The sequence below is a fragment of the Burkholderia anthina genome (assembly GCF_902498995.1).
GTDB classification, from domain to species: Bacteria; Pseudomonadota; Gammaproteobacteria; order Burkholderiales; family Burkholderiaceae; genus Burkholderia; species Burkholderia anthina.
The window spans coordinates 71,848-87,716 of sequence record NZ_CABVLY010000025.1 but is presented as its reverse complement, the minus strand read 5'-3'; the positions used below and the strand labels follow the sequence as shown (position 1 = coordinate 87,716).

At 66.1% G+C, this 15,869-nt stretch carries 14 protein-coding genes; 7 read left to right on the top strand and 7 right to left on the bottom strand.

All coding sequences use genetic code 11. The features are described from left to right. Window positions 1-56: 56 nt before the first annotated feature. Complete coding sequence (locus tag BME24068_RS27385) at window positions 57-881, bottom strand: RNA methyltransferase (protein ID WP_096507277.1); 825 nt, start codon at window positions 879-881, stop codon at window positions 57-59. Between the two features lie 280 nt (window positions 882-1,161). Between BME24068_RS27385 and BME24068_RS27380 the strand changes: the two genes are divergently transcribed. From BME24068_RS27380 to BME24068_RS27360, 5 genes are all read left to right on the top strand, one after another. After that, on the top strand, window positions 1,162-1,965 hold the full coding sequence (locus tag BME24068_RS27380; RefSeq protein ID WP_096507276.1) for an inositol monophosphatase family protein: 804 nt from the start codon (window positions 1,162-1,164) through the stop codon (window positions 1,963-1,965). Window positions 1,966-2,267: 302 nt separating this feature from the next. Then, window positions 2,268-3,890, top strand: coding sequence for an NAD(P)/FAD-dependent oxidoreductase (locus BME24068_RS27375; RefSeq protein WP_174927944.1), 1,623 nt, complete (start codon window positions 2,268-2,270; stop codon window positions 3,888-3,890). 751 nt (window positions 3,891-4,641) lie between these two features. Beyond that, a complete protein-coding gene (galU, locus tag BME24068_RS27370; RefSeq protein WP_174927943.1) occupies window positions 4,642-5,526 on the top strand; it encodes a UTP--glucose-1-phosphate uridylyltransferase GalU in 885 nt (294 codons plus the stop codon). Window positions 5,527-5,976: 450 nt separating this feature from the next. Further along, window positions 5,977-8,634 carry a DNA mismatch repair protein MutS gene (gene mutS, locus BME24068_RS27365; RefSeq protein WP_174927942.1) on the top strand — a complete coding sequence of 886 codons (2,658 nt, stop codon included), beginning with the start codon at window positions 5,977-5,979 and terminating at the stop codon, window positions 8,632-8,634. Beyond that, the gene (locus BME24068_RS27360) at window positions 8,615-9,886 is read left to right on the top strand and encodes a hypothetical protein (RefSeq protein WP_174927941.1); all 1,272 of its coding nucleotides are present in this window, start codon (window positions 8,615-8,617) and stop codon (window positions 9,884-9,886) included. The genes mutS and BME24068_RS27360 overlap by 20 nt, the downstream gene beginning before the upstream one ends. Here the strand turns inward: BME24068_RS27360 and BME24068_RS27355 are convergent. Continuing rightward, window positions 9,866-10,408 (bottom strand): FKBP-type peptidyl-prolyl cis-trans isomerase, encoded by a 543-nt coding sequence (locus BME24068_RS27355; RefSeq protein WP_096507271.1) that lies wholly within the window; start codon window positions 10,406-10,408, stop codon window positions 9,866-9,868. The genes BME24068_RS27360 and BME24068_RS27355 overlap by 21 nt on opposite strands. Before the next feature lie 32 nt (window positions 10,409-10,440). Here BME24068_RS27355 and BME24068_RS27350 point away from each other — a divergent pair, with 32 nt between their 5' ends. Next, window positions 10,441-11,658 (top strand): cupin domain-containing protein, encoded by a 1,218-nt coding sequence (locus BME24068_RS27350; RefSeq protein ID WP_174927940.1) that lies wholly within the window; start codon window positions 10,441-10,443, stop codon window positions 11,656-11,658. Between the two features lie 54 nt (window positions 11,659-11,712). After that, complete coding sequence (locus tag BME24068_RS35565) at window positions 11,713-11,958, top strand: hypothetical protein (protein WP_011657350.1); 246 nt, start codon at window positions 11,713-11,715, stop codon at window positions 11,956-11,958. A gap of 20 nt (window positions 11,959-11,978) precedes the next feature. Here the strand turns inward: BME24068_RS35565 and BME24068_RS27345 are convergent, their stop codons facing one another. The 5 genes from BME24068_RS27345 to BME24068_RS27325 form a co-directional block, all read right to left on the bottom strand. Beyond that, window positions 11,979-12,143: a hypothetical protein gene (locus tag BME24068_RS27345; RefSeq protein ID WP_172441931.1), complete on the bottom strand. Its 165-nt coding sequence runs from the start codon at window positions 12,141-12,143 to the stop codon at window positions 11,979-11,981. Between the two features lie 125 nt (window positions 12,144-12,268). After that, window positions 12,269-13,045 (bottom strand): MBL fold metallo-hydrolase, encoded by a 777-nt coding sequence (locus tag BME24068_RS27340; RefSeq protein ID WP_096507268.1) that lies wholly within the window; start codon window positions 13,043-13,045, stop codon window positions 12,269-12,271. Window positions 13,046-13,048: 3 nt separating this feature from the next. Next, complete coding sequence (gene bamC / locus BME24068_RS27335) at window positions 13,049-14,194, bottom strand: outer membrane protein assembly factor BamC (protein ID WP_096507267.1); 1,146 nt, start codon at window positions 14,192-14,194, stop codon at window positions 13,049-13,051. A gap of 111 nt (window positions 14,195-14,305) precedes the next feature. Beyond that, a complete protein-coding gene (gene dapA, locus BME24068_RS27330; protein WP_096507266.1) occupies window positions 14,306-15,211 on the bottom strand; it encodes a 4-hydroxy-tetrahydrodipicolinate synthase in 906 nt (301 codons plus the stop codon). Between the two features lie 47 nt (window positions 15,212-15,258). Beyond that, window positions 15,259-15,861, bottom strand: a complete 603-nt coding sequence (locus tag BME24068_RS27325; RefSeq protein ID WP_174927939.1) for a class I SAM-dependent methyltransferase — start codon at window positions 15,859-15,861, stop codon at window positions 15,259-15,261. Between the last annotated feature and the right edge of the window lie 8 nt (window positions 15,862-15,869).

Here is a 15,869-nt window from a genome sequence, read left to right as displayed (position 1 = left end):
TCGCTGCGGGCCGGAACGCCGGGTTCGCAGCGTCCGGCATTCAGCGCGCCGACCGCTCAAGCATCGCCGTCGGGCGTGCCGGACTTCAGCAGGATGTGCTTCGCGATGCCGCGCAGGATGTTGACCTCCTCGCGCTCGAGGCCCGTGCGCGAGAACAGCCGCCGCAGCCGCGGCATCAGTTTCTTCGGGTTGCGCGGGTCGAGGAAATCGAGCGCGATCAGCGCGTTCTCGAGATGCGCGTACATCCGCTCGATCTCGTCGCTCTGCGCGAGTGTGCCGACCTCGGCCTGCGCCGGGTGCGACGACTCGCCGTGCTGCCCCAGGAGCGCGACGCGCAGCTCGTACGCGAGCACCTGGATGGCCTGCGCGAGATTCAGCGAACTGTAGGCCGGGTTCGCCGGGATATGCGCGAGTACGCTGCACTGCTCGACGTGCTCGTTCGCGAGACCCGTGCGCTCGTTGCCGAACACGAGCGCGATGTCGCCGGTGCCGACCTGCATGCACGCCTGCTCCGCGGCCGCGCGCGGCGCAAGGCGCGGCGGCCCGTATTCGCGCGTGCGGGCGGTCAGCGCAATCGACCAGTGGACGCCGGACAGCGCGTCGCCGAGCGTGGGCACGACATGCGCGGACGCGAGGACGTCGTCCGCGCCGCTCGCCATCGCGATCGCCTCGGGGTCGCTTTGTACGTGCGGCACGCGCGGCGCGACCAGCACGAGCCGCGAGAAACCCATCGTCTTCAGCGCGCGGGCGGCCGCCCCGACATTGCCGGGATGGCTCGGCTCGACGAGCACGAAGCGGGTGGACGTGAAGCCGCCCGACGGCGGCGGGGAGGTGGCCGCGCCCGATTCGGACGGCGCGGCGGTGTTCTGCGGAGTTTCCACTACGATACGGCTCGGTTCATCAGAATGGCAGTATGGTATCGCCATCGCCCCGGCAAACCCACTCGTCCGGACGGACAGTGGGGTTTCCCCGCATTCCGGTCACCTGAAACTCTCGAAAATCGGGTAAAATCATGCGTTTACGCGTCGCACCTCGTGCGGCGCGGGTCGTACCCCGCTCTTTGTCAATTTGCGTCTCATCTCGCCAGGCACGTTTGCGCCGTTCCGGGCGGGTTGTCCCACTTCGTGGCGGCTCGTGCCGCCGGCTACAGGATTCAGGCTCATGCATCCCATGCTCAACATTGCTGTCAAGGCTGCGCGCCGCGCCGGACAGATCATCAATCGCGCCTCCCTCGATCTCGACCTGATCGAGATCCGCAAGAAGCAGCAGAACGACTTCGTCACCGAAGTGGACAAGGCCGCCGAAGAGGCGATCATCGAGACGCTGAAGACCGCCTACCCCGACCACGCGATCCTCGCGGAAGAATCGGGCGAATCGGAGAACGAATCCGAATTCAAGTGGATCATCGATCCGCTCGACGGCACGACCAACTTCATCCACGGCTTCCCGTACTATTGCGTATCGATCGCGCTCGAGCACAAGGGCGTCGTCACGCAGGCCGTCGTCTACGATCCGAACAAGAACGACCTGTTTACGGCCACCCGCGGCCGCGGCGCCTACCTGAACGACCGCCGCATCCGCGTCGGCCGCCGCGACCGCCTGTCGGACGCGCTGGTCGGCACGGGCTTCCCGTTCCGCGAGAAAGACGGCCTCGACGCCTATGCGCGCCTGTTCACCGAAATGACGCAAGCATGCACGGGCCTGCGCCGCCCGGGCGCCGCGGCGCTCGACCTCGCGAACGTCGCGGCCGGCCGTCTCGACGCATTCTTCGAGCAAGGCATCAACGTGTGGGACATGGCAGCGGGCAGCCTGCTGATCACCGAGGCCGGCGGCCTCGTCGGCAACTACACGGGCGACGCCGATTTCCTGCATCGCCATGAGATCGTCGCGGCGAACCCGAAGATCTACGCGCAGATGATCCCGATCCTGAACCGCTACAGCCGCCTGCACCCGGCAGCGGAGTAAGCCTTGAGCCGCACCCGTACGGTGCGGCTTTTGCGCGAACCACTCGCCGGTACCGTCATGATGGAGTGTCTGCCGCCGTTCGATTGCGCCGAGGGATAACGCATGTTCCCCGCGCAAGAACCGCTTCAGGCGCCTATCCTGACATTGCGCGCGTCGTCTGTGCTGCAACCCGCCGAGCGTTTCCCGGCACCAACCGGGTCGTCTGCGGAATGCGCGCGCGGCGCACCACGCCGCCATCGGCATGCCGGCCCCCACCCGTCTCAACACCGCCACGACGTCGTGGCAACCGTATCCGAATACTCATGTTACGGCTAAGCGAACTTAAACTCCCTCTCGACCACCCCGAAAGCGCCCTCGAAGCCGCGATTCGCGCGCGCCTTGCAGAACTCGGCGTGGCGGCGGACGGGCTCCTCCGTTACACGGTGTTTCGCCGCGCGCACGATGCGCGCAAGCGCTCCGACATCAAGCTCACGTATATCGTCGATGTCGAAGTCAAGGACGAAGCGGCCGTGCTCCCGCGACTCGCCGGCACGCCGCATTGCGGCGTGACGCCCGACATGGCGTACCACTTCGTCGCGCAAGCCCCCGAGCACGGCGACTTCCTGCGCCCGGTCGTCATCGGCATGGGGCCGTGCGGCCTCTTTGCAGGGTTGATCCTCGCGCAGATGGGCTTTCGCCCGATCATCCTCGAACGCGGCAAGGCCGTGCGCGAACGCACCAAGGACACCTTCGGCCTGTGGCGCAAGAGCGTGCTCAACCCCGAGTCCAACGTGCAGTTCGGCGAAGGCGGCGCCGGCACGTTCTCCGACGGCAAGCTGTACAGCCAGATCAAGGATCCGAACCACTACGGCCGCAAGGTGCTCGACGAATTCGTCAAGGCCGGCGCGCCGGAGGACATCCTGTATCTGAGCCGGCCGCACATCGGCACGTTCCGCCTCGTCAGCATGGTGGAAAAAATGCGCGCCACCATCCACAAACTGGGCGGTGAAGTGCGCTTCGAAACCCGGGTCGAGGACATCGAAATCGATCAGGGCAAGGTACGCGCGCTCAAGCTGTCGAACGGCGAAACGCTGCGGTGTGACCATGTGGTACTGGCCGTCGGCCACAGCGCGCGCGACACGTTCCAGATGCTGCACGATCGCGGCGTCTACGTCGAAGCGAAGCCGTTTTCGCTCGGCTTCCGGATCGAACATCCGCAAGGACTGATCGATCGCAGCCGCTTCGGCAAGTTTGCGGGCCACAAGCAACTCGGTGCGGCCGACTACAAGGTCGTCCACCACTGCAGCAACGGACGGGCCGTCTACAGCTTCTGCATGTGCCCCGGCGGCACGGTGGTCGCGGCGACCTCCGAGCCGGGCCGCGTGGTCACCAACGGGATGAGCCAGTATTCCCGCGCCGAGCGCAACGCGAACGCGGGTATCGTCGTCGGCATCACGCCGGAAGACTATCCGGGCGGCCCGTTGGCGGGCATCGCGTTCCAGCGCAAATGGGAAGAACGCGCGTTCGAACTCGGCGGCGGCGACTACAGCGCACCGGGGCAACTGGTCGGCGATTTCATCGCGGGCCGGCCGTCGACGTCGCTGGGCTCCGTGGTGCCGTCGTACAAACCCGGCGTGCACCCGACCGATCTCAGCACCGCACTTCCCGACTACGTGATCGAAGCCATTCGTGAAGCGCTCCCGCAGATCGACAAGAAGATCGCCGGCTTCGCGATGCACGATGCCGTGCTCACCGGCGTGGAGACGCGCACGTCGTCACCGATCCGGATTCGCCGCAAGGACGACTACCAGAGCGTGAACACCGCAGGGCTCTATCCGGCCGGCGAAGGCGCGGGCTATGCGGGCGGCATCTATTCGGCGGCCATCGACGGCATCGAAGTCGCGCAGGCCGTGGCGCTCGACCTGATGGCGACGCACACGTCCTGAGTTGCCGGAAAGTTGCCGGAAAGGCTCGGCACACGAAGATTCGTGTGCCGAGCCGAACCTGACAACGCAACATGGGGCGCTCGCGCGGCGCCACCCTGTCCAGACGAGCCGCGCGTAGCGGCCACCTCGTTAAAGCCGTCGGAAGGCAGCGAGCTGAAACGCAAAGCCGACCGCGCCGTTGCTGATCTTCCCACGCCGGGCCGCACTCGCCTCCATGGCCATTCCTCCGGCTGCAAACACCCTCCTCCCGGTTTGCGCACCAGACGACCGCCCGGTCATCGCCGCGCACGATGCCCCCTCCGCAGTTGAACCTCGAGCGCGTTCGCGCCTGCCTGCCACGACCTCGATAACGCGCGCACGCGGCGATCGGGCACGGCGATGTGGTGGCGCTCCGGGCGCGACCGCCTTGCAGGTATTCGTTGCCGCGTCGGTCATGCGGCGCCCGCGCTCCAGCAAGAAAATCCGGGCGGTACCTGCGTCTTTTCATGACGACCGGATGTTATTGAATGGTCATCGCAGAACAGGTGGATTCCGATACCCGTTTGATCCAGCCAAGTTACCTCCCGGCTTTTCAATAGCGCGACGCTTCAGTAGACTCCCGTTTCCGTTGGCGCGGCATTCGCGTGCCGGTTGAAAATCCCGATCCATAATAAAACCCGACAGGCCATTCATTCGGGTGGACGAAAGACGGTCGGACGCACTGCTTCGGTAATTCGTCCGGAGCCGCGACGACTCCTATCAGGAAAATGCAATGCTAAGAGTAACGAAAGCAGTTTTCCCCGTAGCCGGTTTAGGCACACGCTTTCTGCCGGCAACCAAGGCCAGCCCCAAAGAAATGCTGCCCGTCGTCGATAAACCGCTGATTCAGTACGCCGTCGAGGAAGCGATCGCCGCCGGGATCACCGAAATGATCTTTGTCACGGGCCGAAGCAAGCGTGCCATCGAAGATCATTTCGATAAATCGTACGAGGTCGAAGCAGAACTCGAAGCCCGCGGCAAAGAAAAACTGCTGAATCTCGTGCGCAGCATCAAGCCGCGCAACGTGGACTGCTTTTACGTACGACAGCCCGAAGCACTCGGGCTCGGACATGCCGTGCTCTGCGCTGAAAAGCTCGTCGGCGATCATCCATTCGCGGTCATTCTGGCCGACGACCTGCTCGACGGTGAACCGCCCGTCATGAAACAAATGGTCGATGTGTTCGATCATTACCATAGCTCGGTTATCGGCGTCGAAGAAATCCCGCCGTCCGATACGAAATCGTATGGGGTGGTCGACGGTAAAGAATGGGAGGAGTCGATCATCAAGATGTCCGGAATCGTCGAAAAACCGGCACCCGATGTCGCACCGTCCAATCTCGGCGTCGTCGGCCGCTATATTCTCAAACCGCGGATTTTCAAACATCTGCGCGGACTGAAACCCGGCGCGGGTGGCGAGCTTCAATTGACGGACGGGATTCAGGCGTTGCTCGCAGAAGAGCAGGTTCTCGCCTATCGGTACGCCGGCACCCGATACGATTGCGGCAGCAAGCTCGGCTACCTGAAAGCGACGGTCGATTTCGCGCTCCGCCATCCCGAGGTCGGGAGTGATTTCACCGCGTATCTGGCTGCACGGGCGCACGCGACGCCGGCGGAATGACCTGAAGACTGATTCGATGCCGCCGGCGTTCAGGATGCGTCCCGCGTTCTCGATTGCCGGGAGATCGGAATCACCGCGCCGCCGTCGGTTTCGATCGGTGTGCGGCTCGCTACGCCACCTGCCGCTGCGCTTCGGTCTGCCCGCGTGCCCGTCTCTTCAATGCATGATGCAATGAAGCAGGCCTTCGACGACGATCCCGGCATCGGCGTGCTGAATGCGGGACCGCTCGTCCGTTGCGTCGCCCGGCACGCTCAGCGCCCGTTGCATCTGTCCCCGCACCTCGGATTCCTGGGGCGCCGCCGTCCGCAGGCCCCTGCAGCGAGCGGTTGAAAAAGATAAAGACGACCTTCGAATCGCGGACCGAAACTGTCCGATTGGCGAACATCGGCCGTAACGACCGGAGCCACTGGTAAACTCGGGCAACTCAAGCAACAACTTTACGCCGGATCTATGACCACGCTGTCGCCCGAGGCCTTTGCAGGCCACACCCCGATGATGCAGCAGTACCTGCGCATCAAGGCCGATCATCCCGACACGCTCGTCTTCTACCGGATGGGCGACTTCTACGAGCTGTTCTTCGACGACGCGGAGAAAGCCGCGCGCCTGCTCGACCTGACCCTCACGCAGCGCGGCGCATCGGCCGGCACGCCGATCAAGATGGCCGGCGTCCCGCATCACGCGGTCGAACAGTATCTGGCGAAGCTCGTGAAGATGGGCGAATCGGTCGCGATCTGCGAGCAGATCGGCGACCCGGCCACGTCGAAAGGGCCGGTCGAGCGCAAGGTCGTGCGCGTCGTCACGCCCGGCACGCTGACCGATGCCGCGCTGTTGTCCGACAAGAACGACGTCTACCTGCTCGCGATGTGCTCCGGTCACAACAAGCGCGGCATCGCGGTCAATATCGGCCTCGCCTGGCTGAACCTCGCGAGCGGCGCACTGCGGCTCGCCGAAATCGAACCGGACCAGCTCGGCGCCGCACTCGAACGCATCCGGCCGGCCGAGATCCTGACGGCGGACGGCGCGACCGACGCCGTACCGGCAAGCGCCGGTGCGATCAAGCGCGTACCCGCGTGGCACTTCGACATCGCCTCGGGCACGCAGCGTCTGTGCGACCAGCTCGACGTCGCCGGCCTCGACGGTTTCGGCGCGCATTCGCTGACGAGCGCATGCGGCGCGGCGGGCGCGCTGTTGCTGTACGCGGCCGCGACGCAAGGTCAGCAGCTGCGTCACGTGCGCAGCCTGAAGGTCGAGAACGAAACGGAATACATCGGCCTCGATCCGGCAACGCGCCGCAACCTCGAACTGACCGAAACGCTGCGCGGCACCGAATCGCCGACGCTGTATTCGCTGCTCGACACCTGCTGCACGACGATGGGCAGCCGCCTGCTGCGTCACTGGCTGCATCATCCGCCGCGTGCGTCGGTCGCCGCGCAGTCGCGCCAGCAGGCGATCGGCGCGCTGCTCGAGGCACCCGCGAACGCGAGCCTGGATGCACTGCGCAGCGCGCTGCGCCAGATCGCGGACGTCGAGCGGATCACCGGGCGCCTGGCCCTGCTGTCCGCGCGGCCGCGCGACCTGTCGAGCCTGCGCGACACGTTCGCGGCCCTGCCGGCATTGCGCGAGCGCATCAGCGCGATCGTCGCGAACGCGGATGCGCTCACGCGCGTCGACGCGGCGCTCGCGCCGCCCGCCGAATGCCTCGACCTGCTGACGAGCGCGATCGCGCCCGAGCCGGCCGCAATGGTGCGTGACGGCGGCGTGATCGCACGCGGCTACGATGCGGAACTCGACGAGCTGCGCGACATTTCAGAGAACTGCGGACAGTTCCTGATCGATCTCGAGGCACGCGAGCGCACGCGCACCGGCATCGCGAACCTGCGGGTCGAATACAACAAGGTGCACGGCTTCTACATCGAGGTCACGCGCGGCCAGACCGACAAGGTGCCCGACGACTATCGCCGTCGCCAGACGCTGAAGAACGCCGAGCGCTACATCACGCCCGAACTGAAGACCTTCGAGGACAAGGCGCTGTCCGCCCAGGAACGTGCGCTGGCACGCGAACGCGCGCTGTACGACGGCGTGCTGCAGGCGTTGCTGCCGTTCATTCCCGAGTGCCAGCGCGTCGCGTCGGCACTCGCGGAGCTCGACGTGCTCGCCGCGTTCGCCGAGCGCGCCCGCACGCTCGACTGGGTCGCGCCCACCTTCACCGACGAAATCGGCATCGAGATCGAACAGGGGCGTCACCCGGTCGTGGAAGCGCAGGTCGAGCAGTTCATCGCGAACGACTGCCGGTTCGGCACCGAACGCAAGCTGCTGCTGATCACCGGCCCGAACATGGGCGGCAAGTCGACGTTCATGCGGCAAACCGCGCTGATCGCGCTGATGGCGTACGTCGGCAGCTACGTGCCCGCGAAATCGGCATGCTTCGGCCCGATCGACCGCATCTTCACGCGAATCGGCGCGGCCGACGACCTCGCCGGCGGCCGCTCGACGTTCATGGTCGAGATGACCGAAGCGGCGGCGATCCTCAACGACGCGACGCCGCAAAGCCTCGTGCTGATGGACGAAATCGGCCGCGGCACGTCGACGTTCGACGGCCTCGCACTCGCCTGGGCCATCGCGCGCCATCTGCTCGCGCAAAACGGCTGCTACACACTGTTCGCGACGCACTACTTCGAGCTGACGCAACTGCCGGCCGAATTCCCGCAAGCGGCCAACGTCCACCTGTCTGCCGTCGAGCACGGTCATGGCATCGTGTTCCTGCACGCAGTCAACGAAGGGCCGGCGAACCAGAGCTACGGGCTGCAGGTTGCGCAGCTCGCGGGCGTTCCGGCACCCGTGATTCGCGCCGCGCGCAAGCATCTCGCGTATCTCGAACAGCAGTCGGCCACGCAGCACACGCCGCAGCTCGACCTGTTCAGCGCGCCGCCGGCGGCAGCCGACGAATTCGAATGCGCGGATGCGCCGGCGCCGTCCGACATCCCGCATCCGGCACTCGAAAGGCTGCGCGACATCGATCCCGACGATCTCAAGCCGCGCGACGCCCTCGACCTGCTGTACGAACTGCGCACGCTGGTCCGTTCGCACGATGCCGACGGGCACGCCTAAACGCCTCCCGTCGGGCCGGCCGGCCCGCGTCGCCGCCGCGCTCGCCGCGGCCGCGCTCCTGCTGGCGCAGGCCGGCGCGCAGGCCGCGCCACCCAAGCGCGCGGCCCCGCCCTATTCGTTCGCGGTCATCTCGGGTGTCATCAGCGTGCCCGCCGACGAGCCGGCGGCGCAACGACTGCTCGAATCGATCGCGCGCGAGCGCAACCTGGCCTTCGTCGTCTATGCAGGCGACATCAAGGGCGCGAAGGAAGCGTGCCGCGACTCGCTCTATATGCAGCGCGGCGCGATCCTGGACGCGTCGCGCGTACCGCTCGTGTTCATCCCCGGCCACGACGACTGGGTGACGTGCAACACCGCGGCAGGCGGCAGCTACGATCCCGTCGAGCGACTGGACTTCCTCCGTCAGACACTGCTCGCCGATGCAGCGCTGCCCGACACCGGCGCACTGCCGATCACGCGCGAAAGCGAGGTTGCCCGATTCCGGCCGTATCGCGAGAACGCGCGCTGGATGCACGACGACGTCGTCTACGTCGCGCTGAACGCACCGGCGCCGAACAACCACTTCCTGACCGCCGGCGGCCGCAACGGCGAATTCGAAGACCGCATCATCGCGAACGATTTCTGGATCGACCATGCGGCCGAATATGCGAAGCGGCGCGAAGCGCGTGCGATGGTGGTGATTTTCGAAGGCGATCCGCAGTTCGATCGCTACGATCGCGCGGAACGGTTTGCATGGCTGCGTTTCAACCGGCCGCGCGCGCGCGACGGCTTCCGTGAACTGAAACGAACGCTGGTGAAGGCGGCAGCGGCATTCCGCGGCCCGATACTGGTGATGCACGCAAGCAGCGAGCCGCTCGCGAACGGATTCCTGATCGATCGCCCGCTGCATGCGGACGACGGTGCGCTGGTGGGCAATGTGACGCGCGTCGCGATCGGACCGCGCCATCCAGCGAATCAATGGGTGAAGGTGAGCGTCTCGCCGGCCCGGCAGACCATCTTCAACGTGAGCCTGCAGGACGTGCCGAAGAACCTGCCGATCCCGCCCGCGCTGCCGCTCGTGCCGCGCGACGATGTCCCGCTGCCCCAGATGCCGGAAATTCCGGCGTTGCCGGCCCTGCCCGACTCGTCGTCGGTCGCGCCGCCGCTGCAAGGCGACGGCACGATGCCGGGTGGTGCATCGTGGCCCGCGCCGCCCCCTGCTTCAGGGCCGGCGCCGGGCCTGCCGGACAGTTCAGTGCAGGGTACGCCCTGACGGCGCGTCGCCGTCCTCGTCTTCATCCTCGTCGACGATTTCCAGCCCTTCCGCGCCGTGCGCGTGCTCATGCTCGATCTCGTCTTCGGTCGCTTCGCGCACGTCCTTCACGGTGAGCGCAAAGCGCAGCGCCATGCCCGCGAGCGGGTGGTTGCCGTCGAGCACGACTTTGTCTTCGGCGATGTCGGTGACCGTGTAGATCAGCGAATCGACTTCCTCGTCGCCGTCTTCCGGCGTGCCTTCGAACTGCATGCCCACTTCGAGCGGCTCGGGAAAACGATCGCGCGGCTCGATCTTCACGAGTTCGGGATCGTAGTCGCCGAATGCGTCCTGCGGTTCGAGCTGAACCTGCGCCTGGTAACCCGGCTCCTGGCCGTCGAGCTGTTCCTCGATCTTGGGGAACGTGCCATCATAGCCGCCGTGCAGATAGATCATCGGCTCGTCGCTTTCCTCGATCAGATTGCCTTGTGCATCCGACAGCTTGTAAGTGACCGATACGACGGTGTTTTTTGCGATTTTCATCCAATTCTCCCAAATACAAGTCTCATTATACGATGCGCAACCGGTCTCAAGCCGAACCGCAGGATGCCGCCGCCGCGCTCGGCGCGCCGTCCCCCGATCTTCCCACGCCGCTGCTCGGTGGGCTTACGCCGGCGCAATTCATGCGCCGCTACTGGCAGAAAAAGCCGCTGCTGATCCGCCAGGCGATTCCCGGCGTGAAGGCGCCGGTCACGCGCGACGCGCTGTTCGAGCTGGCTGCCGACTATGACGCGGAATCGCGACTGATCACGCATTTTCGTAACAAGTGGCAACTGGCGCACGGTCCGTTCGAACCGGGTTCGCTGCCGGCCGTTTCGCGCAAGTCCTGGTCCTTGCTCGTGCAAGGGCTGGACCTGCACGTCGACGCGGCACGCGCGCTGCTCGACCGCTTCCGCTTCGTCCCCGACGCACGCCTCGACGACCTGATGATCTCGTATGCGACGGACGGCGGCGGCGTCGGCCCGCACTTCGATTCGTACGACGTGTTCCTGCTGCAGGTCGAAGGCCGGCGCCGCTGGCGCATCGGCGCCCAGAAGGATCTGTCGCTGCAGCCGGACGTGCCGCTGAAGATCCTCGAGCATTTCGAGCCGAGCGACGAATGGGTGCTGGAACCCGGCGACATGCTGTACCTGCCACCGCACATCGCGCACGACGGCGTGGCCGAAGGCGAATGCATGACCTGCTCGATCGGCTTTCGGGCGCCGTCCGCCGGGGAGTTGGGCGCGCAGTTCCTGTACTACCTCGCGGAGCGCGGCGGCCTGCGCGACGAGCACGGCGACACCCTCTACCGCGATCCGAAGCAGCCCGCGGTCGGCTCGCCAGCCGAACTCCCGCCTGCGATGGTCGAACGCGTCGCCGAGATCGTCGATGCGATCCGCTGGCGCAAGCGCGACGTCGCGCAATTCCTCGGCTGCTACCTGAGCGAGCCGAAATCGAACGTCGTATTCGAGCCGCCGGCACGCCCGCTGTCCGAGGCCGCTTTCGTTGCCCAGGCGTCACGCCGTGGCGTGTATCTCGACAGACGCGCCGCATTGATGTATAACGCGCGCTCGTACTTCGTTAATGGCGAGGAAGAACCGCTCGAGCAGGCCGGTGAATGGCTGCCCGAACTGGCCAATCTGCGCCGGATGGAGGCGAAACGGTTTGTAACACTATCCCGGGTTCCCTCAATGACAGCCTTGCTGCACGAGTGGTATTGTGCGGGCTGGATACGGGTCGGAAACCGGGTTTAGTGGGCCGCCCCGTATGCCCGTACAGATCAAATTCTGTATGGGAAAGACAACGTATTGACCCCGCATTTGTCGACGGTCGATAGGAAAGTGCATATAATTTCCGCCCAAGCCGTAGGGAAGATTCACGCTCTAGAAGTGCGTCTCCACCAGCGGCCCAGGTCGGTGTTGGAGCACATTACCGGTATTGTTTCGCGCTGTTGCTTACCTTTAACCATAAAAGGACGTGATCATGAAGAAATCCCTCCTCGTAGCTTCCCTGTTGGCTGCTGTTGCACTGGCTGCTTGCAACAAGAGCGCTGATCAAGCTGCTTCGTCGGCTGCTAGCGACGCATCGGCTGCTGCTTCGTCGGCTGCTTCGGCAGTTGCTGGTGCTGCGAGCGACGCTGCTGCTGCTGCTTCGTCGGCAGTGGCTGCTGCGAGCGACGCAACGGCTGCTGCAGCGTCGGACGCTTCGGCTGCCGCGGCTGCTCCGGCTTCGGGCGCAAGCCAGTAAGCCTCAGCGTCAGCTGAAAAAAAACCGGCCCGAGGGGCCGGTTTTTTTACGTCTGCCGATTCCGCGCATCGCGCCGGACAACCGTCCGATCGGCCCAGGCGCCGCCGCCCGCCCCGCTCAGTCGAGCGTCAGCCAGTCGAAGCCCGCATCCTGCGTGGCCACGACCACTTCCTCCCCGTCCGTTCCCAGCACGCCGGCCAACGCCTGGCGGGCCAGCTCCGGCCGATTGTTCTGCTGGCTCAGGTGCGCCGCAACCAGATGCCGCAAACGGCTGCGTTCGAGCGATGCAAGGATACCGGCCGCCGCATCGTTGCTCAGGTGGCCGTGATTGCCACCGATCCGCGCCTTCAGCGACTGCGGGTAGCGGCTTCCCGCGAGCATCGCGGTATCGTGGTTGGATTCGAGCACCAGCGCGTCGCAGCCGCTCAGGACGGTCGTGATGTGCGACGTGGCCATCCCGACGTCGGTCAGCACGCCGAGCCGGCTGCAGCCGTCCATGAAGACGAACTGGAGCGGTTCCCGCGCGTCGTGGGGCACCGTATAGGGCATGACGGCCAGATCGCGTATCGAAGCCGTCTCGTCGCCCCACAGCACGTGGAGATCGACATCGGCCTCGTCCGCGCCCACCGCGCGTGCCGTGCCCCAGCTCATGTAGAGCGGCAGCGACCCGCGCCGCGCGAGCGTCAGCGCACTGCCGACGTGGTCGCTGTGTTCGTGGGTGATGAGGATCGCATCGAGATCGTCGATGCCGAGATTCAGGCGGCCGAGCCGGCGCTCGACCTCCTTTGCTGAAAAGCCGCAGTCGAGGAGCACGCGGGTGGTCGTCGTACCGCTCGAGGCCTCGACGACCAGCGCGTTGCCTTCGCTGCCGCTACCGAGGCTGGCGAAGCGCACGCGTTAGTTCAACTGCGCGTGGAGCAGCGAAATGATCCGCTGCGCATCCGACGAGTTGTCGACCTGGCCGTTTGCGTCGACCACCGCGACCTGCGTGCCGCCATTGCCCTGCGCGCGCACGTTGACCAGGTATTCCTTGCCGGGCTTGGCTGCCGTCGGGCCGCCGTAGAACAGCTTGCCGAACAGCCCGTCGCGCTTGAGCTCTTCCACCGTATTCGCGTAGCGGACGGTGTACAGGCCCTTTTCGCGGTCGCGATTGTCGACCGCGAAGTTGGTGCGGTCGAGTGCGAGGCCGACACGCAGCCACGCACGGTCGAACGATTCGGCCAGTTGCAGCGTCGCCGCGCCGTTGCTCGCGTCGCTGACCTGCGCCTGTGCCGCCGCCGGATGCGCGTCGGCCAGCAGTTGCTTCGCCTGCGCATCGGTCAGGCCGAACTTCTGCATCAGCTTCGACAGGAACACGGCCTCGAGCACCGGATTGCGCGGACGCTCTTCCCAGCGCGACGACGTGCCGCCCTGCGGGCCGACCATCATTTCCTCCATCGCGCTGTGCGTGATCGAGATGTCGGTGTTGCCGTTCGGCGTGCGGGTCACGAGCGTACGGAAACGGTCGCGCGTGCCGGACGAGTAGGCGAAGTCGATGACCTTGCCGATCGTGCGGCGGAACCAGTCGTCAGGAATGTTCCCGCGGTTCTCGGCCCAGTCGGTCGCCATGATGCCGGTCGACGGCGCGTCGGTCTTCAGCGAGAAGCCGTTTTCCTGCCAGAATTCCTTCAGGATCGGCCACAGCTGCTCGGGCGTGCGCCCGTCCACGACGAGCCAGCGGTGGTCGCCATCGCGCTCGATGTGCATGCCGAGCGGATCCTGCGCGCTCGGGACGCCGTCGGTGGCGTTGCCGGCGGTCGTCGTCGCCCGCGGCGGCAGCGTGCCGAGGCCGGCGTTGGTCGGCGGCGCGACGAACTGCTGCGTCGTCGGCACGGGCTTCAGGTCGCTCGGCACCGCGAGCGGCGGCGCCGAACCCGTGTTCTTGTAGTTGACCCGGTCAGGGGCCAGATAATCGTTCAGCGTATCGCAGCCGGCGAGCGCGCCCAGCGCCAGCGCCACCACCGAAACCTGGATGGCGCGAGAGGAAAAGGCGAAACGTTTCATGAAATCCTTCGTCTTGCTAGAACGCTCGTCAGGAGCGGCGCCGGACGGAGCCGGCCGGTGCGGGTTGATGAGGGGTCGAGCCGGCGGCCGCAGGGCGCGGCCGCCTCTGCATCAGGCGAGAACGCCGGCCTCGACGAGGGCCGAACGCACGACATCGTGGCAGCGCTCGTCGAGCGGCGTGAGCGGCAGGCGAATGCCGCCCTGCATCTTGCCCATCGCCTGCAGCGCCCACTTCACCGGAATCGGGTTCGCCTCGATGAACAGGTTCTTGTGCAGCGACAGCAGCTTCATGTGCAGCTCGCGCGCCGTTGCGACGTCGCCGGCCAGCGCCGCGCGGCACAGGTCGCTCATCGCGCGCGGCGCGACGTTTGCCGTCACCGAAATATTGCCGTGGCCGCCGAGCAGCATCAGCGCGATCGCGGTCGGATCGTCGCCGCTGTAGATCGCGAAATGCTTCGGCGCGGCCTTGATCAGGTGTGCGGCGCGATCGATGTTGCCCGTCGCTTCCTTCACACCGATGATGCCCGGCACCTGCGCGAGGCGCAGCGTCGTCTCGTGCGCCATATCGGCAACCGTACGGCCCGGCACGTTGTACAGGATCACCGGCAGGTCGACCGCTTCCGCGATCGTCTTGAAGTGCCGGTACATCCCTTCCTGCGTGGGCTTGTTGTAGTAAGGCACGACCTGCAGCGTCGCGTCGGCGCCGACGGCCTTCGCGTGCTTTGTCAGCTCGATTGCCTCCGCCGTCGAGTTGCCGCCCGCGCCGGCGATGATCGGAATGCGCTTCGCCGCATGCTCGACCGCCGTGCGGATCATCAGGATGTGCTCCTCGACGCTGAGCGTTGCCGACTCGCCGCTCGTGCCGACCACGACGAGCGCATCGGTGCCTTCCGCGATATGCCAGTCGATCAGTTTGCGGAACGCCGGCAGATCGAGACTGCCGTCTTCGAGCATCGGGGTGACGATCGCGGGGATGCTGCCGCGGATTTGAATGCCGTCTTGGGTGCCGTTAGCCATGAAACGCGATTGATTGATGTACCGGTAAACGTTGAGATTGTAGCGGATTAGCCGGGCAGTTCGTAACGTGGAATTCCCGCCCCCGCCGTCGGGGTCGCGCCCTCGCGTACTGCGCAGATGCGCTGAACGAATGCCTCGCGCGGCGCGGCGACGAAGCCGTCCTCGTACGCGACCACCCGCAGGCGGCCGCGCACCGCGTCCAGCAACTCGCCAGGAGCGAGCAGGAACGCGGGATTGGACGGTTTGCCGACCGTTTCGTTTCCTTGCGCGAAGGTTTCGTAGATCAGCACGCCGCCCGGCGCCAGTGCATCAAGCAGATGGGGCCAGAGCGGACGATGCAGATAATGGGTGACGATCACGGCCGAGAACGACTGCTTGGCCGGCAGCGGCCATGGCGCGCCCTCGAGATCGGCGTCGCACACGTCGACGCCGGGAATCGCGCGCAATGCGGCGAGCGCGGCCGGGTCGCGGTCGACTGCGACGACCGGATGCCCGCGCGACGCGAACCAGCGTGCGTGGCGGCCGCCGCCTGCCGCGACGTCGAGCACCGCGCCGCCTGCCGGGACGAGCCCGGACCACCGGGCGACCCAGCGCGACGGCTCGGTCTGGGCGACGTGGCCGCCCGCGGCGGCAATGACGGGTTCGCGCATGCCGTCAG